Below are 25,790 nucleotides of genomic sequence, written 5' to 3'. Positions count from 1 at the left end.
TGATTGGCAAGTTACCTTACTTGTTATTCTCGCTTTTAATCAAGTTGGCGAGTCCATCAACCTCAGAGAGTTTTTCAATTAAGTTAATCGGTAATGGAAATACAATTGTCGACGTTCGTTCATTAGCAATTTCAGTTAAAGTTTGAAGATAACGTAACTGCAGTGCATTAGGTGCTTTATTCAATTCTACGGCTGCTTGTTGAAGCTTCGCTGACGCCTCTAATTCACCTGTTGCATGAATTACTTTTGCTCGACGTGATCGTTCAGCTTCCGCCTGTCTCGCCAGAGCACGCACCATACTCTCATCTAAATCAACATGTTTTATTTCAACATTGGCAATTTTAATACCCCAATTATCAGTATGTTGATCAAGAATCCCTTGTAAACCTCGATTAAGCTCCTCACGCTCAGATAATAATTCATCAAGTTCATGTTGACCTAATACAGAACGTAATGTGGTCTGTGATAATTGACTGGTTGCCTCTAAATAATTCTCTACATTAATGATCGCCATTTTAGGATCAACTACTCTAAAATATACGACAGCATTCACTTTCACCGATACATTATCACGAGTGATTAAATCTTGAGTTGGTACATCAAGCACAATAGTACGTAAATCTACTCGTACTATTTGCTGCACAATCGGAACAATGATAACTAATCCCGGCCCTTTTACTTCATAAAAACGTCCCAGTAAAAATACGACTGCTCGTTCATATTCTCTGAGAATTTTAAACATACTGATCACAAGAGCAATGACCAATACAGTTACTGTCACCAGCGAATAAATCAACATAAATGCTCCTCTAGTAGCGGTATGCTGAAGTGACACCGCATAGTATTACCTTGTTACTAGACTTCTATTTCTAGCCATAAGCCCTGCACATTGGTTACTGTCACCTTATCACCTTGTTTTAGGCTCTGTGGCCCTTTGGCTTGCCATACTTCACCATTAACTAATACTCGATATTGCCCATCGGCTTTACTGCAATCAACGACTTCAGCTTGGGTGCCAATCAATATTTGAACCCCTGTAGTAACAGGCCGTCGGCGTGATTTGAGAAGTAACGTCACAATAACGAAAAAGAAAACAACTGATACAATCGTAAACCCTGCAATTAAAGGAGCAGCTATTTGATAACCAGGCAAATCTGTATCCATTAGCATGATCGACCCAACGACAAAAGCAACAATGCCACCTAAGCCTAAAACACCAAAACTCGGGCTAAAGGCTTCTGCTACCATTAACATGATGCCAAGTACAAGCAACGCTAAGCCGGCATAACTAATCGGCAGCATTTGTAATGAGTACATCGCTAGCACTAAACAGATCCCACCTAATACGCCAGCAAGACCAACGCCTGGACTATAAAACTCCAATAACAGACCATACATTCCCAGCAGCATTAAAATATAAGCGACATTAGGATTAGTCAGAACCGAAAGTAATTTAAACCGCCAATCCTGTTCTCGCTCAACAAAAGTCACATTATTTAATTCAACAGGAGTCTCAACCCCATTGAGTTTCACCATGGTGTTATTTGACTGTTTAACAACCTGATTGATATCGTTAGCTATAAAATCGATAACATTCTGTTTTAGTGCCTGCTCTGCATCAAGACTCGCAGCTTGCCGCACCGCTTTCTCTGCCCACTGCGCATTACGTCCATGTAATTTGGCTAAACTTTGAATATAAGCAGCTGCATCATTAATCACTTTCTTTTCCATTGAGGTTTTATTTGAAGCTGGTACGGCTTTAGCTGCTTCTTCTGCTATATCTGACGGTGCTTTGTCTTTGGGTGACGGTGGGCTTTCAGAAGATGGCTGTGGTTTATCCTCTTTTTCAGAGGAGAATGGATTACTCTTGGGTTTTCCACCACCAAGTGATACTGGGGTTGCGGCACCAAGATTAGTGCCAGGTGCCATCGTTGCAATATGGCTTGCAAATAAAATATAAGTTCCAGCACTCGCAGCACGTGCACCTGATGGCCCGACCCAAGTGGCAACAGGTACAGTAGATACAGTTATAGCTTGAATAATTTGTCGCATAGAAGTGTCTAGGCCACCGGGAGTATCCATCTCTAAAATAATCATCGCCGCATTATTTTTTTGTGCTTCAGTTATTTCTCGTGTGACATAATCACTGACAGCTGGACCAATTCCACCTTTAATATTAATAACCCAAACTTGTTGCCCAAATACAGGAAATGTATGTAATGCGATAATAAACAATAACAGTCGAATAAATATATTCATGAATTCACCTATTACAAGCATAGGGTGTGATTAACCTAACCCAATACTTATTGTGAGTATTATTAGGTTCCACCTTAACTATACTGCTATAGATACAACTATGATTTCTCAACAATGCTAAAACAACACTTAATTAACATTCCCCCTCGCCAACTAAATAGTAAAAGCTTAACAGCACTCCATATTACTCTACCAGGCAGTTATACTAAAAATCACAAAAAATATATCTAAAATGACTGGTGTTTTATAAAATACTAATAAGGTGAAAATAAACAATACGATTTGCTACAAATTTAACCAACCGTAATATTAACCAGATAGCTATCTATATTTATTACCCACATTAATAACAAACGACTTTATTATATAAAAATATTTTTGTTCGATTTGATTTAGAATGCGTAATAAAAACAAACTCTCGTTATATATAAATTTAATAAGAAAATAATATATAATAATAATGAGTTCATTTTATATATTTCCATATCTTATATTAAATTTAATCCTAAACTTCCAATAACATATAATTATTATTATTTTTCTTATAACCCTTTAAATATTGATTGTAGTTGTCTACAATTCAATGGTTCTAACAAAACATTAATAAGGCATCTCCTTATAACCACAGATATCAAAGGAATTTAGTTATGAGCAATATGCCTCTAAATGGTGTTTATCGTGCTGTTTTTAAAGCAAATATAGTAATGAGCCAGTCGCTATTGCAAGAACGATTACAAATTCGTAAGGAACAACAACATATAACATTAGAAAAAGTGAAAATTCTAGATGAAAACAACCATAAAGAAGCAATATTAACAGGTAACTCTTCTGATATTTACCAAAAAATTCAAGAGATAATTACATCTGTTCAATAACACTATTTACTTTATATTTACAAAATTTCAATTTATATTTATGCGTGGTATTAAATAATTTAATACCTGCGATTTTTATAAAAATAAACTTTATCATGATCACTTATTTCACGAGTAACCTTACACGGGTTTCCCATTGCGACCATATTACTTGGAATATTTTTTGTTACGATACTCCCGGCTCCTATGACGGTATTATCACCAATAGAAACACCGGGTAAAATAACACTGTTTGCGCCAATCCAAACATTATTACCAATTGTCACTGGAATATTAAATTGTGTTACCTGTTGTCGTAATAGTGGATCTATTGGGTGTCCGGCAGTTGCGATAGTGACATTAGGACCAATCATGACATTATTGCCAATATAAATATGGGTATCATCAACCAAGGTTAAATTAAAATTCACATATACATCGCAACCAAAGTGAGTATGCTTACCCCAATTAGCATGCAATGGCGGCTCGATATAACACCCCTTACCGACTTCAGCAAACAACTGCTGCATAAGTTCTGCACGTTTTGATATTTCTGAAGGACGCGTATGATTAAAATCATAAAGCACTTCCAAACACGCTAATTGTTGTACTGCTAATGCCTCATCACATGCATACACTTTTTGACTATGTAATTTATCTTCTGGATTGACTTTCATTCTTTATCACCTTGATATTTATAAAGTAAAAGTATCATAGATTTTTTTAATTCATCTAATGATAAAGCAATGATTTACACCAAAAATAGACACTGGTCACTCAATTACTTTTCAGCCTTTATTGTTGCAACTTGATACATAAAATCACATGCTAAACTAGTCGTTCTCAATTACAATTACGACCTCTTTGAGCTAGCTTTTAATCTTAACCATGCGTGTTATATTCCACACAGTTTCAGTTTTATTATTAAGCTCCATGCTTATCATATCGCCAGCAGTATATGCAGCGACAAAGACAACGAATGAAATTCAACAAGCAGCAAAAATCACACTTGGGCGTTATCTTTTCAATGATAATCGACTATCCAAAACGGGAAATCGTAGTTGCGCTTTATGCCATGCGCCGGATTTAGGCTGGACTAACCGCTTTGCTAAAGTGCCAGATATCAATAACAGTCCTACCACCCTCAATACACCGTCATTACTTAATAGCGCGCAGCTAACGACATTCATGCAACGTCAGCCAAATTTAACCACGCTCACTGACACCATTAAATTACCGCTTTTTTCATTACATCCACCAGAAATGGGGATGACAGATGCATTACTACTAACACGGCTACAACAAGCAGACACGTTATATCAACCTCTTTTTAAAGCTAGTTTTGGTGACAACACGTTGAGTACACCTAAAGTCATTGACGCATTAAGCAATTATGTAGCAACCATTAGAGACACCAATACAGCTTATCAAGCTTTTATTGATGGCGATAAAACGGCACTTAATGAGCAACAGCAACAAGGACTAGCACTATTTACCAGTCAACGACTTAATTGTTCTCAATGTCATGCTGGACCATTATTAAACCAACCGAAAGCCAGTAAGACCGTCTATTACAATACTGGACTCTATGGCATCACAAATAATTCAGATGAATATGGCTACCCACAGCATGAAGTTGGATTACGACAATTTACCCAACAAAAAAACGATGATGGTAAATTTCGCATTCCGTCACTGATCAATGTGATAAATACTGGGCCATGGGGACACGATGGTAGTTTTAATCGTCTTGAAGCAGTACTTGATAGTTATGCTGCTGGTGGGCGTATTATCAATATTGGCCCAAATAAAGGTGATGGCCGTAAACATCCTAATAAAGATCAAAGGTTACAAGGCTTTACACTAACGACTACTGAAAAACAGGCATTACTCGCCTTTTTTTCAAGTTTAAATACCCGTGATATGAGTAAAGATCCAGCTCATCAATCACCCTTTTGCCAAATTATTCCACTAAAAACTAAACAAGATCCACCTAATTGCATTACAGCTTTTCCACTTCAACAATAAGAATATTACCATGAAAAAAACACTGTCGGCTTTGCTCACTATTGCTGCTAGCTATCCTGCAATTGCAGCACCACAAATCCCTTCTGACGCTGAAATTCAAGGTCGCAACACCTATTTTATTACACCATATAAAGCAACATGTGATGTGATACCCGTCAATCAACCAACGTCGAATACTGCAGAAGAAGCAATGCAGTTAGAGCAAATATTTGACAAAACATTGGGTTACTCACTAACCCTCAACGCTAAAGGACAAGCGTATATTCAGTTAGCGATTAAAGAATGGAACGAAAAAATGGTTTTTGCCGTCAACCCAGATGTAAAAATAACCATCAAAGGAGCTGATATTAATGGTCAATACATTACGAATAAGTATTGTCTTGAACAAAATCTAGCTTTGCATCATGTAAATACCCATGAATGGGGCAGTTATTTAGTTGAACTACAAGGTAAGCCAAATCAATTAATCAGCTTACGTATCGTTAAAGAATAGCAAATACAAAAAGGCCTGCACGAATGCAGGCCTTAGTTATATCTCTACAGGTTAAGGATTACAGCTTGCGCCATACGCCCCACTCACCTGTTGTACCTGGTTCTTCACCAACTGTATGCCAGTGTGCTTTCCAGCTAATGCCGTCATGAATTGCTACGTCATTTTCATTGTATGTTTTAGCCGCAGACCAAGCTGAAACAGCAGGTGTTTCACCTTCAGCTAGTACTTGTGTCCACACGTTTGCAACGCCAGGTTGTTCACCTTTCGTCCACCAACCAGCTTTCCACGTTTTACCATCATGTGTAACTACATCATCAGCAACATAAGTTGCAGCCTTGCTCCAGCTACCTTCTGGTAATTCAGGTTCTGGTAATTCAGGATCAACAACTGGTGGTGGCAATGGCTCAAGCGCTTTAAAAATACTTAATGCAAAGCCATAATTCTCACCTTCTACCCATACTTGGTTAGCATAAATATTATCAGCATTGAATTCGTACTTAGTTGCGGCTTGATTCCAAACACCAATAAATAGTTTATCGTCTGCTAATGCGTTTACTTGCTCTGCTAATGTTTGTGCCCATGTTGCTTGGTTAGCAGTAGTGATCACTAAACGCTCGTCTAAAACTTCAGCGCCAGTACCTGGTGCCATTAGACGAAAACGAACTGTATCGCCAGCAACAGGTGTAAAGCCAGGCTTAACAAAGAAACCTGGAATTGCGTGTAAATCACCGCCTACAACTGGTGGTGGTGGAGTAATATCACCATTACCTTGCTTAATTGTAATGTCACTACAGTTGTAGAAACCTTCACCGGCTGGATCAATACGCTGCCAGCGAGAGTAAAGGATAACATCATCACCTACGCGATCTTTCGGTAATTTAACTTTGAAATTATATGAAGCTGGTACTGTATCTGTTGATGGCGCAACGTCGCTTACTTCATCAACAAGATCTAAATCATCCCACGTTAACGGCTGTGACTTATTGTAACCCGGCTTAGTAATATAGAACTGCCAGAATGATGGATTATGTGTTGCTGTTGCAACCCATTTAAAATCAAACTCGCCGTTAGCATCAACAGTAACTTCTGTTTTCTGCCATTCATTATGTGGAATATCTAGACCCGCTTTTTTCTCATCGCCACCAGAACATAACAGACCATCAACAACTTGTTTTTTTACTTCTTCGATGTTGTAGTAATCTTCAGTGTTTGCAGCATTTTCATTCTTTTGAGTAAAAGGATGAGCATTTGATTTATCCCAAAGTGCCTGACATGCCGCATTAGGAATTTTATCCTGCCAATAGCCACCGTCACGATCACAAATTTCAGTACGTGATGGCGGAAAGTCAGCCCAACCATGTGCACTTACAGCACCAGCTGCTGCAAGGTTAGTTGCAATAAGCGCAATCGCTAATGATAGTTTTTTTAATTTTAAAGGCATGTTTATCTCTTTTATTTATAAAAACACCGTCTATCCATTGTGAGCATATAGATAATAACGATGCCATTGCTTTCATATTTGTGTAGTGAATATACCTAACAAATCATGCCGTTAAGAAATGGATTTTTACACACCAAATATAAACAAAACTTATAGTAGCAATAAGTATATGATATATAAGAAAATAAAACTTTAGCTGGCAAATAAAAGAAATATCTTGTTACAAATGTACTATTTTGCTTTGAGTCAATACAGTCACATATATAACTATCATGATTTTTATGCTTATTTTACAATCAGTTTAAAGCATTGTTGATAAATATAAATGTGATTTTTTTAACCCAAAATGTATATATTATCTCCCTATTCTATTACTACTAACCCCACCCTTACTGGCAGTGAAAAATATTACTCAAAGTTTATTTTTAGCTATTAAATATCGTATACATCAATACGACTGAATATATAGTCGATTAAATTTGTAATATTTGGTTTTTTAGCTAACTCTAATTATAAGTACCGAATATATAGGAGAGGTATGATGAATACGCCATTAATGTGTAGTTTACAGCTTACCCAACTTAGTGATCATGCGGTTAATGAGCTTGCCCCTTCATTCAAATATTTGCCTCACACTTCTCACGCTGACGGAGAGTACCGTTTACGTCGTTATTCTATTATCCGTATTCATAACGGTAAGATAGAACCTTTACCTTCAACAGATTTTGTCCAATCTAATGATATTAATCATTTTCAAGGCAATGTTGTACGCCATTTTGAGGCTTTAGACGATGAGCTTATTCATTGCGGTGGGATGTTAGAAATGTGCAAATTATTTCAACGTGCAAATACCTTACCTGATGATCAACCGATTGAAATTCACCAGATGCGTATTGCCACCCTCGATAGTGAAGTTCCAGCATCTCCTGAAGGTATCCATCAGGATGGCTTTGAACATATTGCTGTAATTGGGATTGATCGTCACAATATTAAAGGCGGGGAATTTTTAGTATATAAAGATAAAACAGCATCACCTTTTCTTTGTACAACATTGCAACATGGTGAAATGGCAATATTAGCTGATGATATTTTATGGCATAACGCTCACCCTATTAAGGCGATCAAGAAACATCAACAAGGATACTGGGATGTATTTGTATTAACGACCAAGGAGATCCAGCATGGCGTTTGATCCCTTTACTAAGCGGTTATTATTTCCAGCACTAAATCGATACATAAATAAACAACCTGTATGTTTCTTTGATGGTCCCGGAGGCTCACAAGTTCCTCAATCAGTTTTAGATGCAATGAGTCACTATTTAAGCCATTTTAATTCAAACTTAGGCGGTGCTTTTTTCTCAAGTACTGCAACCACATCATTAATGGCGAATGCTCGTGAAGTGGCGCAGGCGTTCGTTAATGCACCATCAATCAATAATATGGTTTTTGGTGCTAATATGACCAGCTTAACGTTTCAACTAAGTCGTATTATTAGTCGTGATTGGCAAGCTGGGGATGAAATTATTGTAACTGCCCTCGATCATTATTCAAATGTATCAAGTTGGCAACAAGCAGCCGAAGATAAAGGAGTGATCGTACATCAAGTACGCTTAGATGATACTAATTGTGATTTAGATTATGACCACTTTAGCTCACTACTCAATTCGCGGACTAAACTGGTCGCTGTCACTTACGCCTCAAACGTGACAGGGTCACTAATTGATATGAAGCGTATAATTAGCGCTGCTCATGCTATAGAAGCACAAGTGTATGTTGATGCTGTACATTATGCGCCACATTGTTTAATTGATGTCCAAGAATTAGATTGTGACTTTTTAGTTTGTTCTGCCTACAAGTTTTTTGGTCCTCATCTGGGTATTGCTTATATCGCTCCCCAATGGATCCAGACATTACGTCCTTATAAGGTCGAGCCTGCTCCCAATAATGGACCCGCTCGTTTTGAAACTGGAACGCAAAATTTTGAAGCCTTGGCTGGATTTATTGCCGCAGTCAATTATTTAGCAGATTACAGCCGTAATTTAGACGAGCAATCATTATCTCTTCGGCAACATTTAAGCCGTAGTTTTAAATATTATCAAATCTATGAAGGTACACTCAGTCAGTATTTCCTTTCTCGTTTAAATCGCTATAGCAACGTCAAATTATTTGGCTTAAATCATCATCACCAACGTACACCTACTTTTGCAATACGTATTAACAATGTAGAACCTGCCGAAGTGGCAGCCTATCTTGCTAAACACAACATCTGTATCTGGCACGGCCATTTCTATGCACAAGGATTATGCGAACAATTAAATCTGCTTAATAAAGGTGGCGTGATACGTATCGGATGCATGCATTATAATACTTTTAATGAAATCGATACTTTGTTTAGCATGCTCGATTGTTTCTTAACCCCAAAATAAAACAGTTACATTTGTTTTAAATATTGCTTTGGCGTAGTACCTAATTTCTTTTTAAAAAAAGTAATAAAAGCACTCACCGACTCATAACCTAAATCATCAGCAATTAGTTGTACTGGCATACCGTCCGATAATTTTTTAAATGCTAGTACTAGATGCAATTGTGAGCGCCAACGTGCAAATGATAAACCCATTTCTTGTTTAACTAAGCGACTTAATGTTCGCTCACTCATTGCATATTTAGTCGCCCACTCACCCACAGTACTACGATCAGCTGGGTTATCTAATAGCTGTTCTGCAATTTTTTGCAGTCTTGGCTCCGTTGGGATTGGAAAGTCGAAATGTTGTGTTGGCATTACAATCAATTGATCAATTAACACATCGGCTAACCGTACTGTTGTTTGTTGTTGCTGCTGTTGATGATCGACATGACACAAATATGTAATAAGCTCACGCAATAATGGCGAAATTGATATCATTGCAGCTTGCTCTGGCAAACCTTTAACTGTTGAGTCAATAAACAAATTACAGACTTGGGCATCTGGTGAGACACGTACACTATGAGGGGTATCTGTTGGTACCCATACTGCACAATTTGCAGGCATCATCCATATCGCATCAGCAATTTTACAAGTAACAAATCCACTTAATGGCATTACCAACTGACATTTTTTATGTTGATGCATTGGGGTTTCACTTTCTTGATCAATGCCATTCAGCATATAAGCAATCGCTTTTTGTGGAAATGCATCAGAATCAAAGTGAGGATCAAAAGAATGGTATTCCATTAGGTACTCTTTTATTGTTTTTCAGACCAATATACCTAGCTGAGCTAACAACGCAACAATCAATAGCGATTCATTAATACCGCTATCGTTGACTTTTAATAACAAAAGAAACATTGCTTTTTTTTGTTATTAAAGTAAAAATAATCGAGAATTACTAATGGAATATTAGATTGCAAAAGACAACCGGGCGCTTATCTTTTTTTATCACTTTACTTACGGTATTACTTTTTTGTAATGTCGCGAGTGTGGTTGAGCTCGGCTTTTCTCAACATTCGTTTACAGAAGCAAGCCAAGATCGTGCTCCTGATGCTTCAATAGATATTCTTATTCAGCGTCATGCAACATCTAGAATAAATTCACTTGAAGCACAACCCCCAACTAAAGATCCACAATCATGGCCAATTTTGTTGCTCACTATTGCCATGTTGCTTGGTCTATTTTCTAATTTAAAATATATAGCCCCTCACTACCTTACATTTAGTAGCCATCGTCTTGCTGGCTGGCAAGATGCGAACCTCCAATTTCGATTTATTCATAGTCGCAGATAATCCCTTTTATACCTCAATAACGTTCTATTTCTATATGTTGGTATATTGGAGAAAACTATGTTTGAAACAATCCAGGAAATACTGGTTGCCCTTTGGCGTCAGGATTTTGATGCACTACTCACGCCGGGTAGCGCCATTGTAATTTATATTATCGTCACGCTGTTTATTTTATTAGAAAGTGCTTTTTTGCCAGCAGCCCCTCTACCTTGTGACAGTATTGTCGTTTTGGTTGGAACGCTCACTGCTATTGGTGTACTACATCCACTAATCATCTTTCCACTGCTCATTTTAGCAGCATCATTTGGTAGTTGGCTCGCCTATTTACAAGGGCAATGGCTGAATAAACTGCCTCTGGCTACCTCATGGCTAAATAAAGTTCCTCAAAAAGGTCTCGATACGGCTGACACTTTATTAATTCGGCATGGCCTAATTGCCCTCTTTGCAGCACGTTTTATTCCTTGTGTACGCTCTGTTCTCCCAATGATGATGGGAATTCGATCACAAAAAATAGCACAATTTCATTATTTCTCATGGATAAGTGCTTGTTTATGGGTGGGAATTCTTTCTGGGCTTGGGTGGCTATTACCTATTCTTCCCGATCCATTTAATCGTATCGTGACTATTGGGTTAATGATTGCACCTTTTGTAACCTTAGGTATTGCTCTTATAACTGCCATTATTTGGCGTTTAAATAAAACAATACTCGTGATAAATCCACTACATAAGGATATGTAAGATGACGATAATATCGAATAAAAAGAATCGAATAGCACCACTAAACCGACTCAGTAAGTGGAAATATGCGCTTTTATTACTGATGCTAATTAGCTTATTTCTACAAGCAATCCCAACCTTTTACGGTGATATTCCCGCACTAGGCATACACCCTAAAAAAGGAGAGCACGTCTCTTTAACTAATATCAAAAGCATTTTAGCAGCTGAATATATTCCGACGGTTGATGTTGCTATAAATGATGGCACTATCATTGTTACATTTGAGGATATTGATAACCAACAACGTGCAAAATTAGCATTAACAGATGCCATCGCAACAAAAGCGGATATTACAGTGCAATATCAATCCGCAGCACCCGCTTGGTTTGCTACTTTTGGGGCTGACTCTGTAAAACTTGGACTCGATTTACGCGGGGGGGTGCAATTATTACTTTTTGTTGATCTGGATGCTGTATATACAAAACACACAGATGCAATGGTTAATGAAATACGGCGTACATTACGTGAAGATAAACTACGTGGTATTACTGTTCGTAAAACTGCGTCAACCAATATAGTAATTAATACTAATACTTCTGATCTTAATCACAGCATGCAAACGTTGTTACAAACTTATACCCATCAATGGCAACTTATTGATAATGGCAATCAAATAAAGCTAGCAATAACTGATGATGAGCGTCTTTCTTTAGCCCAATCAGCTATGGCACAAAATATGTCCATTTTACGCAATCGTATTGGTGAATTAGGCATTGTTGAAGCCAGTGTTCAACGTCAAGGTCGTGATCATATTCGAATTGAATTACCTGGCGTACATGATCCTAAGCAAGCAAAGTCAGTAATAGGTGCTACAGCGTCATTAGCCTTTTATGAAGCAAATGCTGCCGGCGCACTCACTATTCTTGACCGAAATGATGTCCCTGTACGGCTAGTTCGCCAAGCTGTACTTTCAGGTGATCACATCATTAATGCCAACAGTAGCAATGATGAAATGGGGCGACCACAAGTTGACATTCGTCTTGATGGTATCGGTGGCGATAAAATGACAACATTTAGCCGTCAACATATTGGCCAACCTATGGCTACTGTTTATACCGAATATAAACTAAATAATATCAATAAATTAGTTCCTCATGATCAAGTTATTAATGTTGCAACGATTCAAAGTACGTTAGGTAATAGCTTTCGTATAACAGGTTTAGACACTATTACAGAAGCGCAAGAAATTGCCCTACTGTTACGTTCAGGAGCTTTAACTGCCCCAATTCAAATTGTTGAAGAACGCGCCATAGGACCAACATTAGGTGCTGAAAATATTCGAGCTGGATTCAGTGCATTAGCATTAGGTATGGCTGGTATGGCTATCTTTTTAATCTGCTGGTATCGACGTTTTGGCTGGGTCGCTATTGTCGGATTATCCGCGAATCTAATCATGCAAATTGGTCTGTTGGTACTCTTACCTGGTGCTGTATTAACCTTACCTGGTATTGCAGGTTTAGTGCTAACTGTAGGTATGGCCGTCGATACTAATGTGCTTATTTTTGAACGTATTCGAGACCGATTACGTGAAGGAGCATCATTAGCAACATCCATTGATTTTGGCTATCGTTCCGCATTTACAACAATTTTTGATGCGAATATAACCACATTAATTTCTGCTATTTGTCTTTACAGTATTGGATCTGGGCCATTACAAGGCTTTGCTACCACACTGATTTTAGGCTTAATTTCTAGCATGGTCTGCGGCATATGGGGAACACGTGCCATCATCAACCCATTATGGGGCCGCGATAATCGTCGTGCCATCAAGATTTAAGGATAATAATTATGCTATTTCGTACATTAACACAATTACGTTATTTCGGTCTTGGCTGCTCATTACTACTCGTTACTGCCAGTATTTTAAGTATTAGCCACTACGGACTAAAATTGGGAATCGATTTTACGGGTGGAATTATTATTGATGTCTCTATACAAACCTTAGCAACAGCGGCAGAACTTCAAGCACAACTCTCTGGTTCATGGGCTACGATAACGGCAGATGCAGCGCAAGGGATTTGGCAACTAGCTTTGCCTGCAAAATCAACCATTACGGATCCTCAACAAATCATTAGCCTATTAGCTCAACAGCTAAACCTTCCGGTTAATTTACTACAGGCAACCGTTATTGGCCCACAAGTTGGCGAGGAACTTTATCATCAAGGTGGGTTAGCTCTGCTGGTTGCATCACTTTCTATCATGCTTTATTTAACCATACGTTTTGAATGGCGTTTATCATTAGCAGCCATTGCATCGCTTATTCACGATACAATTATAACTCTTGGTTTATTGGCTTTTCTAGAAGTAGAGATGGATCTTAATGTGGTTGCAGGCTTATTAGCCGTTATTGGCTACTCACTTAATGATTCAATAGTTATTGCTGATCGTTTACGTGATGTATTACGAGCAAAGCCTGATACTAATATCTTCACTAGTACGGATATTGCAGTATCAGCAACTTTTACTCGAACTTTAATCACAGCAGGTACGACATTGTTTACAATTGGTTGTTTACTTTTATTAGGTGGCGAAGCGCTTTATGGATTCTCTATTACTTTATTTGCAGGCGTGGTAACGGGTACATGGTCATCAGTCACGATTGCATCAACAGTTCAAGAGTTGCTTGGATTACACCCTCAGCATTATCAACCTAAACCTGATTTAATCGACGAATTACCTTAACCAACGTAATGTCTACGACAAAGGGATAATATTATTATCCCTTTCTAATTCTTCGCTGTCATTGACTCAAAAATACAAAAAAATTATTGGAGTAATGTCACTTAATATAAAAATTATTACGCTAAATTCTGCAATTTATAATTAACGTATTAACTATTATCTTACGCCAGTAATAGTATGATATTATTATCTAACCCGCTCCAACTCGGTACACCAATGAATCAGTCTCAACAATTACTTGATATAAGTACTAACGCTCTACTACATCTAGAGTTTAAAAAACTTGATAAACGACTAACACAAATAGAACAAAATAACCTACTTGTTCAGTATCTAAAGCACATCCTAAAAGATAATAGATACCGTACAGTTAAAAAATCGACTAAAAGCTGGTTATTACGCGGTAGAAAAGCAGGTGCCAACCTAGAATCTATACTTAATAATGATCGAGAACGTATTCTGCAAACCAGTTCAACGGATCTTTACCGTTTTGTTGAGCTTATTGAAGACGTCGAGTCGCAACTACATACCAAAGTGCAATATTCGTTAGCGCATAATATCAATCTTAAAGCACGCTTTGGTAAAGTGTTGGTATGTGTAGTCGATGAAGATTTAACATCAAGTTTTGATGATGATGGGCTGATGATTAAATCAACTCAGGTTTTATTTATTGGCAGTATTGAGCATAAAGATATTTTTTCTGCTGCAATTGATCAAAGTGGGTATTTCCAATCTGTAATTGCATATGAAGATGAAATTCACCTTCGCGTTGAGCTCTTTAGACTCTAAAGTTAAACATCCTTGTAACTTAACAATACCAATGAGTTAGCCCTTCTGACTTACTCATTGGTAATGAATATTTCAAATTAATAATGATAAGAAAAGCCATTACCTTATTGATAGTAGACATAATTACTTTATTGGTTTGCTAAAAAAACATCTCTTGCTGCAACAAAAGACACTTCTTCTAATAGATAATCAATATTATCACATGCGTCATTAACCATTAGTTTTTTTGCTATTTGTTTTACTACATAACATTTGGCTGGTATTTGTGGCTGCTCATGACTGCCATTAAAAAATTGAGCATCATTAATTGCAAGAGATACTGGTAATTGAGTATCAATATCAATTTCAGCAGTCAAAACATCACCAACACGCGGTAAATAAGATAAGCTATCAGCTGTAATATATTTTCTAGCTGGAATAATGTTTTGGTCTGATTGTAGATCAATAAAATTAACCATCAATGCAATCATTGAATTATTTAACATGTTATCACCTTATTTAACTGTTTTTTTTATTATATCGACTTAACGACCAAGCGATGACAGCTAAATTCTATTTATTATTTTCCATAAAATAACCGATAACAATGTTCCAATTTCACAGTAAAATTAAAGTAACACCTTGTCAAATATAATACACAGAAAACAAATAAAATCAACAGCTTAATTAAAAAACAAAACCATCTAAGATTCTAATCAGGTTCGACTAATACCATTAATGAAAATATTAGACTCTGTGACATCTAAATCACAGAGCCTAAAAATAACTGTTACATCATGAATTAAAACATCTGTAACAATTCAGCCTTTATATGCAAACTTAGCTCCTCTTATGACAGAACCCTATTATTTAAATACATGATCATTAAATAAATGCTGAATAATATCATTTGAGGTTGTAATACCCGTTAAATCTGAATGAGCAGCAAAGTTATCCAATACAACGAGTGTATGCATCGAATCATCAGCGTTATGAATCGACAGCTGTACATCCATTTTATTGTCATGATCGACGTCTTTAATCTCAGCTGAAACGTGCTTTAACAAATCATCTATTGTTGTTTTATTACTATTATCAAGAATATCAGTCAAATCTATTTTATCTTCACCAACTGAAAAATCCTTAATATGGTCAATAGGTTGATTATTAGTCGAATCTTTAGCTGCTAATGAATCTTGACTCCAACTAAATACATCTTTACCTGTTCCTCCCATCAAGATATCACTACCAAGACCACCATCTAACCAGTCATTACCACTGCCACCAGTTAAGATATCATTACCCAACCCACCGATAAGGTGATCATTACCACCATCACCAATTAGAATATCATCACCCTTACCGCCATTTAGATTATCATTACCGCCATATTCATTATTACCAAACTTTTCTAAATGGTCAGCAACAAAGTGGTTTAGATCTGAGGTAAGAACCTTACTGACGTCACCATTATGGTGTTCATCAGCTAAATACTGCTTAAGCTGGTCAGCGGGTTGATCTTTACCGTGGTCATGTTGAAATTTACTATCAAGAATTTTATCGTCATACATCCACTGAATATTTAAAGCGTCACCAACGAGCACATCATTATCATCACTACCAGTGATAGTGTCACTTCCAGGGACAAAATGCTGACCTATGTTATGGAAGGCATCATTTAATTCATTCGCGTTAGTAATAACTTTAGAATAGCTTGGTGCTGTCGGATCATTATGATCATACCCAGAACCCATTTGAGCAATTTCATTGACTTGTTTTCCATCACCTGAAGGACCAACAGCAATAGAAACTATTTCTGTATTGGGTAAAAAATGTATTCCATTTGGATGAAAAGAATCCTCATCTTTACCGTCACTTAAAAAGTAAATAATATTTCTTTTTGTGCTATCAGTAATATGTGCGCTTGCATCTTTTAAGGCACCTTCAAATTGAGTACCACCGCCAGCATGAAGACTGCTAATATAAGTATCTATTGATACATTTTTACTATTCACATATTCATGTGTTTTTGCATCATAATGAAACGATTCATTTCCCTGAACAGAATTACTGAATGTCACAATATTAAACTCTAATAAACTTTTATTATCAGTACTATCAAGAATACTATTTGTTAACGTCTCATATGCCTGCTTTGTCATATCAAATATTGAAGGTAACGATAAAAACGGATTGCTAAAATCTTGACCATCTGCTGATTTAATATAGATATCATCATAATTACCAGCATCATATTGTAAGCCCGCTTTAAGTTGATCATACGTTACAGTTACCCAACCTTGAGTACTGGCGATACGAGTACCATCTGCGGCAGTTAATTCTGAATTATCACTAACATATATTCGATATGAATCGGCTTTATGTCCATGTACTGCGTCTAATGTTAATAAACGGCCAAAATACATACTACCTGATGTATCGATAACAAAATTTACGTTAGTTGGCTTTGGTTCCACTTCTACAGGTACAAGATCACCAATTAATAAATCACTACCAACCGTACCATTAATTATGTTGTCACCATTATCACCTTGAATAACAGAACCATCAATCTGATAACTTTGTTCGGCTGTATCTGACGCTGTATGGCTAGCCCCATCAGTAGTTGTTACTGACGCATCTACAATACGATCACTGTCTTTTAATAAAGCATTACCATCAACATTAATCTGGTAGTGTCCATCTTTTGCTTCGCCAGTAAAATGCTGGCCATCGATGGTTAATGTTACAGTATCGCCATCTTTTACATCACCACCAACAGAACCTTTAATTGCTACCGTACTCTTACCTTCTGCTTGAGTAACAATATTATCTTCAGCAATAGAATCAATAGTCACTAATGCGCCAATATCTACTTTATATGGTTCATTCGTTTCTACTGTCGCATTATGAGAACTATAAGATGTCGTAACGCTTACTACAGCTTGATCTGCGTGCAGAACATTCGTCCCAGCTACCGCAACACTCCAACTCAGATCTTTATTAACATGAGTAACATAATTTGTATTATTAATTGTTAATGTAACAACATCCCCTGCACGTGCTTGTCCACCTACTGTACCAGTAATATCAATACTCTTTTGGTGACCTTCTTGCTGAGTAATGATGTTATCACCCGTGATAGGATCAATATCAATGGTCGCACTAACATCAACAGTGTAATTATGTGTATCTGTATCACTGGCGTGATTACCTGCAGCATCGGTTATCGCCACAGATGCTGTCACGTTATCGGCTTTGGCATCTAGTAATATCTTGCCATCAACAGACAAACTCCATGACTTATCCGCTTGCACTTCTGCGGTGCCTAACTGCTGACCATCCAGCGTCACAGTAACAATGTCACCCGCTTTTACATCACCACTGACCGTACCAATAATAGCCTGAGTATGCTCTGAGTCAGGGCCGGTGACGTTATCATCCGTTGCAATCGAAGTGATCGTGATATGAGCCGTAATCTCAGTATCAACTTGATAATCGTGATTATCTGTCGCCGTTGCACTGTGACCAGCTTCATCTTTCGTCATTACGGTGGCGGTAACACTGTCTTTGTTAGCACTCGACAACACACTGCCGTCAACCTCTGCGCTCCACGTCAGTTTACCGTTATGACTTTCTACTGTCGCCTGACCAATCTCTTTACCGTCTACAGAAACAGTAACCGTATCACCCGCTTTTACATCACCACCTACTGTACCGGTAACAGGTACTTTTGTGTGTGACTCTGCATTGTTGATCACATTATCACCACCGATGCTATCAATAGTCACACCCGCGTTGATTTCAACCTGATAATTTTCATCACTGCTTGCAGTGGCATTATGAGAACTGTATGAGGTAGTGACGGTTGCAGTAGCTTCATGGGCGTGCAGTACATCACTGCCCGTGACATTCACTGACCACTTATTACCCGCTTCAACTTTGGTTTCATAATGGTGCCCACCTAGAGTGACCTTGACGATATCACCTTCTTGAACCTGACCGCCCACAGTACCTGTGATGGTAATATTCTGCTGATGACCTTCTTGCTGAGTAATGATGTTATCGCCAGTGATAGGATCAATATCAATGGTCGCACTAACATCAACAGTGTAATTATGTGTATCTGTATCACTGGCGTGATTACCTGCAGCATCGGTTATCGCCACAGATGCTGTGACGTTATCGGCTTTGGCATCTAATAATGTCCTGCCATCAACAGACAAATGCCATGACTTATCCGCTTGCACTTCTGCGGTGCCTAACTGCTGACCATCCAGCGTCACAGTAACAATATCACCCGCTTTTACATCACCACTGACTGTACCAACAATAGCCTGAGTATGCTCTGAGTCAGGACCAGTAACGTTATCATCGGTGGCAATCGAAGTGATCGTGATATCAGCATGAATAGTGGTATCAACTTGATAATCGTGATTATCTGTCGCCGTTGCACTGTGACCAGCTTCATCTTTCGTCATTACGGTGGCGGTAACACTGTCTTTGTTAGCACCTGACAACACACTGCCGTCAACCTCTGCGGTCCACGTCAGTTTACCGTTATGACTTTCTACTGTCGCCTGACCAATCTCTTTACCGTCTACAGAAACAGTAACCGTATCACCCGCTTTTACATCACCACCTACTGTACCGGTAACAGGCACTTTTGTGTGTGACTCTGCATTGTTGATCACATCATCACCACCGATGCTATCAATAGTCACACCCGCGTTGATTTCAACCTGATAATTTTCATCACTGCTTGCAGTGGCATTATGAGAACTGTATGAGGTAGTGACGGTTGCAGTAGCTTCATGGGCGTGCAGTACATCACTGCCCGTGACATTCACTGACCACTTATTACCCGCTTCAACTTTGGTTTCATAATGGTGCCCACCTAGAGTGACCTTGACGATATCACCTTCTTGAACCTGACCGCCCACAGTACCTGTGATGGTAATATTCTGCTGATGACCTTCTTGCTGAGTAATGATGTTATCGCCAGTGATAGGATCAATATCAATGGTCGCACTAACATCAACAGTGTAATTATGTGTATCTGTATCACTGGCGTGATTACCTGCAGCATCAGTTATCGCCACAGATGCTGTGACGTTATCGGCTTTGGCATCTAATAATATCTTGCCATCAACAGACAAACTCCATGACTTATCCGCTTGCACTTCTGCGGTGCCTAACTGCTGACCATCCAGCGTCACAGTAACAATGTCACCCGCTTTTACATCACCACTGACCGTACCAATAATCGCCTGAGTATGCTCTGAGTCAGGGCCGGTGATGTTATCATCGGTGGCAATCGAAGTGATCGTGATATGAGCCGTAATCTCAGTATCAACTTGATAATCATGATTATCTGTCGCCGTTGCACTGTGACCAGCTTCATCTTTCGTCGTTACGGTGGCGGTAACACTGTCTTTATTAGCACTCGACAACGCACTGCCGTCAACCTCTGCAGTCCACGTCAGTTTACCGTTATGACTTTCCACTGTCGCCTGACCAATCTCTTTACCGTCTACAGAAACAGTAACCGTATCACCCGCTTTTACATCACCACCTACTGTACCGGTAACAGGCACTTTTGTGTGTGACTCTGCATTGTTGATCACATCATCACCACCGATGCTATCAATAGTCACACCCGCGTTGATTTCAACCTGATAATTTTCATCACTGCTTGCAGTGGCATTATGAGAACTGTATGAGGTAGTGACGGTTGCAGTAGCTTCATGGGCGTGCAGTACATCACTGCCCGTGACATTCACTGACCACTTATTACCCGCTTCAACTTTGGTGTTGTAGTCAGTACCATTAACGGTAACCACAACCTGATCGCCAACTTGTACTTGGCCGCCCACAGTACCTGTGATGGTAATATTCTGCTGATGACCTTCTTGCTGAGTAATGATGTTATCGCCAGTGATAGGATCAATATCAATGGTCGCACTAACATCAACGCTGTAGTTATGCGTATCTGTATCACTGGCGTGATTACCTGCAGCATCGGTTATCGCCACAGATGCTGTGACGTTATCGGCTTTGGCATCTAATAATGTCCTGCCATCAACAGACAAATGCCATGACTTATCCGCTTGCACTTCTGCGGTGCCTAACTGCTGACCATCCAGCGTCACAGTAACAATATCACCCGCTTTTACATCACCACTGACCGTACCAATAATAGACTGAGTATGCTCTGAGTCAGGGCCAGTGACGTTATCATCGGTGGCAATCGAAGTGATCGTGATATGAGCCGTAATCTCAGTATCAACTTGATAATCATGATTATCTGTCGCCGTTGCACTGTGACCAGCTTCATCTTTCGTCGTTACGGTGGCGGTAACACTGTCTTTATTAGCACTCGACAACACACTGCCGTCAACCTCTGCGGTCCACGTCAGTTTACCGTTGTGACTTTCCACTGTCGCCTGACCAATCTCTTTACCGTCTACAGAAACAGTAACCGTATCGCCCGCTTTTACATCACCACCTACTGTACCCGTAACAGGCACTTTTGTGTGTGACTCTGCATTGTTGATCACATCATCACCACCGATATGATCAATGGTCACACCCGCGTTGATTTCAACCTGATAATTTTCATCACTGCTTGCAGTGGCATTATGAGAACTGTATGACGTAGTGACGGTTGCAGTAGCTTCATGGGCGTACAGTACATCACTGCCCGTGACATTCACTGACCACTTATTACCCGCTTCAACTTTGGTGTTGTAGTCAGTACCATTAACGGTAACCACAACCTGATCGCCAACTTGTACTTGGCCGCCCACAGTACCTGTGATGGTAATATTCTGCTGATGACCTTCTTGCTGAGTAATGATGTTATCGCCAGTGATAGGATTAATATCAATGGTCGCACTAACATCAACGCTGTAGTTATGCGTATCTGTATCACTGGCGTGATTACCCGCAGCATCAGTCGCTGTCACGGTTGCAGTCACGTTATCGGCTTTGGCATCTAATAATGTCTTGCCATCAACAGACAAACTCCATGACTTATCCGCTTGCACTTCTGCGGTGCCTAGCTGCTGACCATCCAGCGTCACAGTAACAATATCACCCGCTTTTACATCATCACTGACCGTACCAATAATAGCCTGAGTATGCTCTGAGTCAGGGCCGGTGATGTTATCATCCGTTGCAATCGAAGTGATCGTGATATGAGCCGTAATCTCAGTATCAACTTGATAATCATGATTATCTGTCGCCGTTGCACTGTGACCAGCTTCATCTTTCGTCGTTACGGTGGCGGTAACACTGTCTTTGTTAGCATTCGACAACACACTGCCGTCAACCTCTGCGGTCCACGTCAGTTTACCGTTGTGACTTTCTACTGTCGCATGACCAATCTCTTTACCGTCAACAGAAACAGTAACCGTATCGCCCGCTTTTACATCGCCACCTACCGTACCGGTAACAGGCACTTTTGTGTGTGACTCTGCACTGTTGATCACATCATCACCACCGATATGATCAATGGTCACACCCGCGTTGATTTCAACCTGATAGTTTTCATCGCTGCTTACGGTTTTATTATGAGAACTGTATGAGGTAGTGACGGTTGCGGTAGCTTCATGGGCGTGCAGTACATCACTGCCCGTGACATTCACTGACCACTTGTTACCCGCTTCAACTTTGGTTTCATAATGGTGATCACCCAGAGTGACCTTGACGATATCACCTTCTTGAACCTGACCGCCCACAGTACCTGTGATGGTAATATTCTGCTGATGACCTTCTTGCTGAGTAATATGGTTATCACCCGTGATAGGATCAATATCAATGGTTGCGTTAACATCAACGCTGTAATCATGATGATCCGTTGCTGTTTGACTGTTACCCGCAGCATCTGTCGCTGTCACGGTTGCAGTGACGTTATCAGCTTTGGCATCTAATAATGTCTTGCCATCAACAGACAAGCGCCATGATTTATCCGCTTGCACTTCTGCGGTGCCTAGCTGCTGACCATCCAGCGTCACAGTGACAATGTCACCCGCTTTTACATCACCACTGACCGTACCAATAATAGCCTGAGTATGCTCTGAGTCAGGGCCTGTGACGTTATCATCGGTGGCAATCGAAGTGATCGTGATATCAGCATGAATAGTGGTATCAACTTGATAATCGTGATTATCTGTCGCCGTTGCACTGTGACCAGCTTCATCTTTCGTCGTTACGGTGGCGGTAACACTGTCTTTGTTAGCACTCGACAACGCACTGCCGTCAACCTCTGCGGTCCACGTCAGTTTGCCGTTGTGACTTTCTACTGTCGCCTGACCAATCTCTTTACCGTCTACAGAAACAGTAACCGTATCACCCGCTTTTACATCACCACCTACTGTACCGGTAACAGGCACTTTTGTGTGTGACTCTGCATTGTTGATCACATCATCACCACCGATATGATCAATGGTCACACCCGCGTTGATTTCAACCTGATAATTTTCATCACTGCTTGCAGTGGCATTATGAGAGCTGTATGAGGTAGTGACGGTTGCAGTAGCTTCATGGGCGTGCAGTACGTCACTGCCCGTGACATTCACTGACCACTTATTACCCGCTTCAACTTTGGTGTTGTAGTCAGTACCATTAACGGTAACCACAACCTGATCGCCAACTTGTACTTGGCCGCCCACAGTACCTGTGATGGTAATATTCTGCTGATGACCTTCTTGCTGAGTAATAATGTTATCGCCAGTGATAGGATCAATATCAATGGTCGCGCTAACATCAACGCTGTAATCGTGATGATCCGTTGCTGTTTGACTGTTACCTGCAGCATCAGTCGCTGTCACGGTTGCAGTCACGTTATCGGCTTTGGCATCTAATAATGTCTTACCATCAACAGACAAATGCCATGACTTATCCGCTTGCACTTCTGCGGTGCCTAACTGCTGACCATCCAGCGTCACAGTAACAATATCACCCGCTTTTACATCACCACTGACCGTACCAATAATAGACTGAGTATGCTCTGAGTCAGGACCGGTGACGTTATCATCGGTGGCAACAGACGCAATATAAATATGGGCGGTAATGTCAGTATCAATTTGATAAGTATGATTATTTGTTGCTGTAGCGCTATGGCCAGCTTCATCCGTGGTTGTTACGGTAGCTGTTACACTGTCTTTGTTAGCATTAGACAACACACTGCCGTCAACCTCTGCAGTCCACGTCAGTTTACCGTTATGACTTTCCACTGTCGCCTGACCAATCTCTTTACCGTCTACAGAAACAGTAACCGTATCGCCCGCTTTTACATCGCCACCCACCGTACCTGTAACTGGCACTTTTGTGTGTGACTCTGCATCATTAATAAAATCATCGCCAGCAATTGAGACTATATGAATATCAGCTGATAATTCAGAGTGATCAATCCGACTACTTTCGTCAATATGGTCCTTTTTTATCTCTGGCTCATAAGCAGTGTCAAAACCAGCCTTTGCTAATAACGCGTCATTATCGTAATCAATACCTACAAAACTTTGGGCAGAAGAAGAACTCTGATTCCCCTCATGTCCTGCTCTAGGAGCGAATTCATTACCCATTGCAGTTGCTTCAAATAACTTAGTTGGATCCTGTCCTGCTAAAATAATGTTATGAATAGTACTAATATCATCGGCAGAAAAATTTGCATTTTTAATACCTTGTTCATTGAAATGAATACTATTATTTAAATCGACCGTTTTTATCCCATTAAGAGATACAGTAGAACAAGTAGGTACAGGTTGTTCAATAACTTGCTCAATACCATCCTTAACAAAAATAATTTTAGTATTACTATTAGCTACAATAATTTCATCAGATTGGAGTTGGTGGTTACTATTAATAGATATAATCTCTTTGTTATTTTTAATAACAAAACATGTACCATTAATAATCTTTAACTCACTAATATTATCATTTTTAATTTCAGCCATAAACATCCAACCTCTGATATGTAATGGATAATATTTATCTCATCACTATTTAAATTATTGCGATAACGCATTATTGACGCGGTATATTCTAAAAGAGAATTAAATAGAAAAAACAACTATACGTCAACGCTCTAAGAGATTATTATCAATTTTTTTCAGAACAACACATTGATATGTAATAATTTATAAATTCCACCGCTTTGAATAATATTTCAACCGTTAGTTGCAAGGTATTACTCCTTCCTTAATAGCGATTATTATATACAAAGGCTCTACGCTTAATTATCTATTGAAAACTTTAAAGCCATTACAAATAACAAAAAGGGAATTTATTAAACAAAAGTAACTCACTTATTGGTCAGTGTTAAGTATCTAACCATACTAATACTAACGCAGTAATTACTAAGATACTTTCAATAATTTCTAATATAAAAACCCCTGCAATGAACTTCAAAGTAAATGTCAGTTAATAAACGCCTCTAAAAATGATGATACAACCAGTGGATAGTCACCATCAGTTACTACTATATATAATCTACAAACAAAGCTGACAAAACAATTTTGAATGGAACAACGACTATTACTTGGCATATTTACTCAGTTAGACTGCTTATGGCTACTGAATAAAAAACTAAAACTCTCAATATATAACTAGTCTTTTAATACTATCAGATCCTTTAATAGAAAAAATTAATTACAACACCATGATGAAATACTTAAAACAAAAAACATCTATTTCTTGTATTTATCACCAAAAAGCATCAATTAAGACT

At 39.0% G+C, this 25,790-nt stretch carries 17 protein-coding genes; 10 read left to right on the top strand and 7 right to left on the bottom strand.

Going from position 1 to position 25,790, the window contains the following annotated elements:
• Positions 1-16 precede the first annotated feature (16 nt).
• Together PPBDW_RS07405 and PPBDW_RS07400 are read right to left on the bottom strand one after the other, a co-directional pair.
• A complete protein-coding gene (locus PPBDW_RS07405) occupies positions 17-799 on the bottom strand; it encodes a slipin family protein (protein ID WP_036794458.1) in 783 nt (260 codons plus the stop codon).
• Between the two features lie 56 nt (positions 800-855).
• Complete coding sequence (locus PPBDW_RS07400; protein WP_036794455.1) at positions 856-2,259, bottom strand: NfeD family protein; 1,404 nt, start codon at positions 2,257-2,259, stop codon at positions 856-858.
• Between the two features lie 647 nt (positions 2,260-2,906).
• Here PPBDW_RS07400 and PPBDW_RS07395 point away from each other — a divergent pair.
• Positions 2,907-3,134 (top strand): hypothetical protein, encoded by a 228-nt coding sequence (locus PPBDW_RS07395; protein ID WP_036794454.1) that lies wholly within the window; start codon positions 2,907-2,909, stop codon positions 3,132-3,134.
• A gap of 59 nt (positions 3,135-3,193) precedes the next feature.
• On the opposite strand, the gene PPBDW_RS07390 is transcribed toward PPBDW_RS07395, so the two are convergent.
• Positions 3,194-3,790 carry a sugar O-acetyltransferase gene (locus tag PPBDW_RS07390; RefSeq protein ID WP_036794453.1) on the bottom strand — a complete coding sequence of 199 codons (597 nt, stop codon included), beginning with the start codon at positions 3,788-3,790 and terminating at the stop codon, positions 3,194-3,196.
• A 256-nt stretch (positions 3,791-4,046) separates the two neighbouring features.
• Between PPBDW_RS07390 and PPBDW_RS07385 the strand changes: the two genes are divergently transcribed.
• A complete protein-coding gene (locus PPBDW_RS07385; RefSeq protein WP_230850387.1) occupies positions 4,047-5,141 on the top strand; it encodes a cytochrome-c peroxidase in 1,095 nt (364 codons plus the stop codon).
• Positions 5,142-5,151: 10 nt separating this feature from the next.
• On the top strand, positions 5,152-5,634 hold the full coding sequence (locus PPBDW_RS07380; RefSeq protein WP_036794450.1) for a hypothetical protein: 483 nt from the start codon (positions 5,152-5,154) through the stop codon (positions 5,632-5,634).
• 58 nt (positions 5,635-5,692) lie between these two features.
• On the opposite strand, the gene PPBDW_RS07375 is transcribed toward PPBDW_RS07380, so the two are convergent.
• A complete protein-coding gene (locus tag PPBDW_RS07375; protein WP_036794449.1) occupies positions 5,693-7,075 on the bottom strand; it encodes a lytic polysaccharide monooxygenase in 1,383 nt (460 codons plus the stop codon).
• Positions 7,076-7,616: 541 nt separating this feature from the next.
• On the opposite strand from PPBDW_RS07375, the gene PPBDW_RS07370 reads away from it, so the two are divergent.
• Both PPBDW_RS07370 and PPBDW_RS07365 read left to right on the top strand, forming a co-directional pair.
• Complete coding sequence (locus PPBDW_RS07370) at positions 7,617-8,267, top strand: 2OG-Fe dioxygenase family protein (RefSeq protein ID WP_080888949.1); 651 nt, start codon at positions 7,617-7,619, stop codon at positions 8,265-8,267.
• Complete coding sequence (locus tag PPBDW_RS07365) at positions 8,257-9,501, top strand: cysteine desulfurase-like protein (protein ID WP_036794447.1); 1,245 nt, start codon at positions 8,257-8,259, stop codon at positions 9,499-9,501. The genes PPBDW_RS07370 and PPBDW_RS07365 overlap by 11 nt, the downstream gene beginning before the upstream one ends.
• Positions 9,502-9,506: 5 nt before the next feature.
• Here PPBDW_RS07365 and PPBDW_RS07360 read toward each other — a convergent pair whose 3' ends face one another.
• Complete coding sequence (locus PPBDW_RS07360; RefSeq protein WP_036794446.1) at positions 9,507-10,286, bottom strand: AraC family transcriptional regulator; 780 nt, start codon at positions 10,284-10,286, stop codon at positions 9,507-9,509.
• A gap of 170 nt (positions 10,287-10,456) precedes the next feature.
• On the opposite strand from PPBDW_RS07360, the gene PPBDW_RS07355 reads away from it, so the two are divergent.
• The 5 genes from PPBDW_RS07355 to PPBDW_RS07335 all read left to right on the top strand — a co-directional run bounded on the left by PPBDW_RS07355 (position 10,457) and on the right by PPBDW_RS07335 (position 15,079).
• Positions 10,457-10,834 carry a hypothetical protein gene (locus tag PPBDW_RS07355; RefSeq protein WP_036794445.1) on the top strand — a complete coding sequence of 126 codons (378 nt, stop codon included), beginning with the start codon at positions 10,457-10,459 and terminating at the stop codon, positions 10,832-10,834.
• Between the two features lie 57 nt (positions 10,835-10,891).
• Positions 10,892-11,569, top strand: coding sequence for a DedA family protein (locus PPBDW_RS07350; RefSeq protein ID WP_036794444.1), 678 nt, complete (start codon positions 10,892-10,894; stop codon positions 11,567-11,569).
• A 1-nt stretch (position 11,570) separates the two neighbouring features.
• Entirely contained in the window at positions 11,571-13,385 is a 1,815-nt protein-coding gene (gene secD, locus PPBDW_RS07345; RefSeq protein WP_036794443.1) for a protein translocase subunit SecD, read from the top strand.
• 11 nt (positions 13,386-13,396) lie between these two features.
• Positions 13,397-14,290 (top strand): protein translocase subunit SecF, encoded by an 894-nt coding sequence (gene secF, locus PPBDW_RS07340; protein WP_036794441.1) that lies wholly within the window; start codon positions 13,397-13,399, stop codon positions 14,288-14,290.
• Positions 14,291-14,506: 216 nt separating this feature from the next.
• Positions 14,507-15,079 (top strand): DUF2913 family protein, encoded by a 573-nt coding sequence (locus PPBDW_RS07335; protein WP_036794438.1) that lies wholly within the window; start codon positions 14,507-14,509, stop codon positions 15,077-15,079.
• A 128-nt stretch (positions 15,080-15,207) separates the two neighbouring features.
• Here the strand turns inward: PPBDW_RS07335 and PPBDW_RS07330 are convergent, their stop codons facing one another.
• Both PPBDW_RS07330 and PPBDW_RS07325 read right to left on the bottom strand, forming a co-directional pair.
• The gene (locus PPBDW_RS07330; RefSeq protein WP_036794435.1) at positions 15,208-15,564 is read right to left on the bottom strand and encodes a hypothetical protein; all 357 of its coding nucleotides are present in this window, start codon (positions 15,562-15,564) and stop codon (positions 15,208-15,210) included.
• 360 nt (positions 15,565-15,924) lie between these two features.
• Complete coding sequence (locus PPBDW_RS07325) at positions 15,925-25,017, bottom strand: retention module-containing protein (RefSeq protein WP_054262007.1); 9,093 nt, start codon at positions 25,015-25,017, stop codon at positions 15,925-15,927.
• Positions 25,018-25,790 lie beyond the last annotated feature (773 nt).

Origin of the sequence: Photobacterium kishitanii (genome assembly GCF_000613045.3) — a bacterium.
In the GTDB taxonomy this organism is placed as follows: Bacteria; Pseudomonadota; Gammaproteobacteria; order Enterobacterales; family Vibrionaceae; genus Photobacterium; species Photobacterium kishitanii.
The sequence above is the reverse complement of the archived record's forward strand: the minus strand, read 5'-3'. Positions and strand labels throughout refer to the sequence as shown.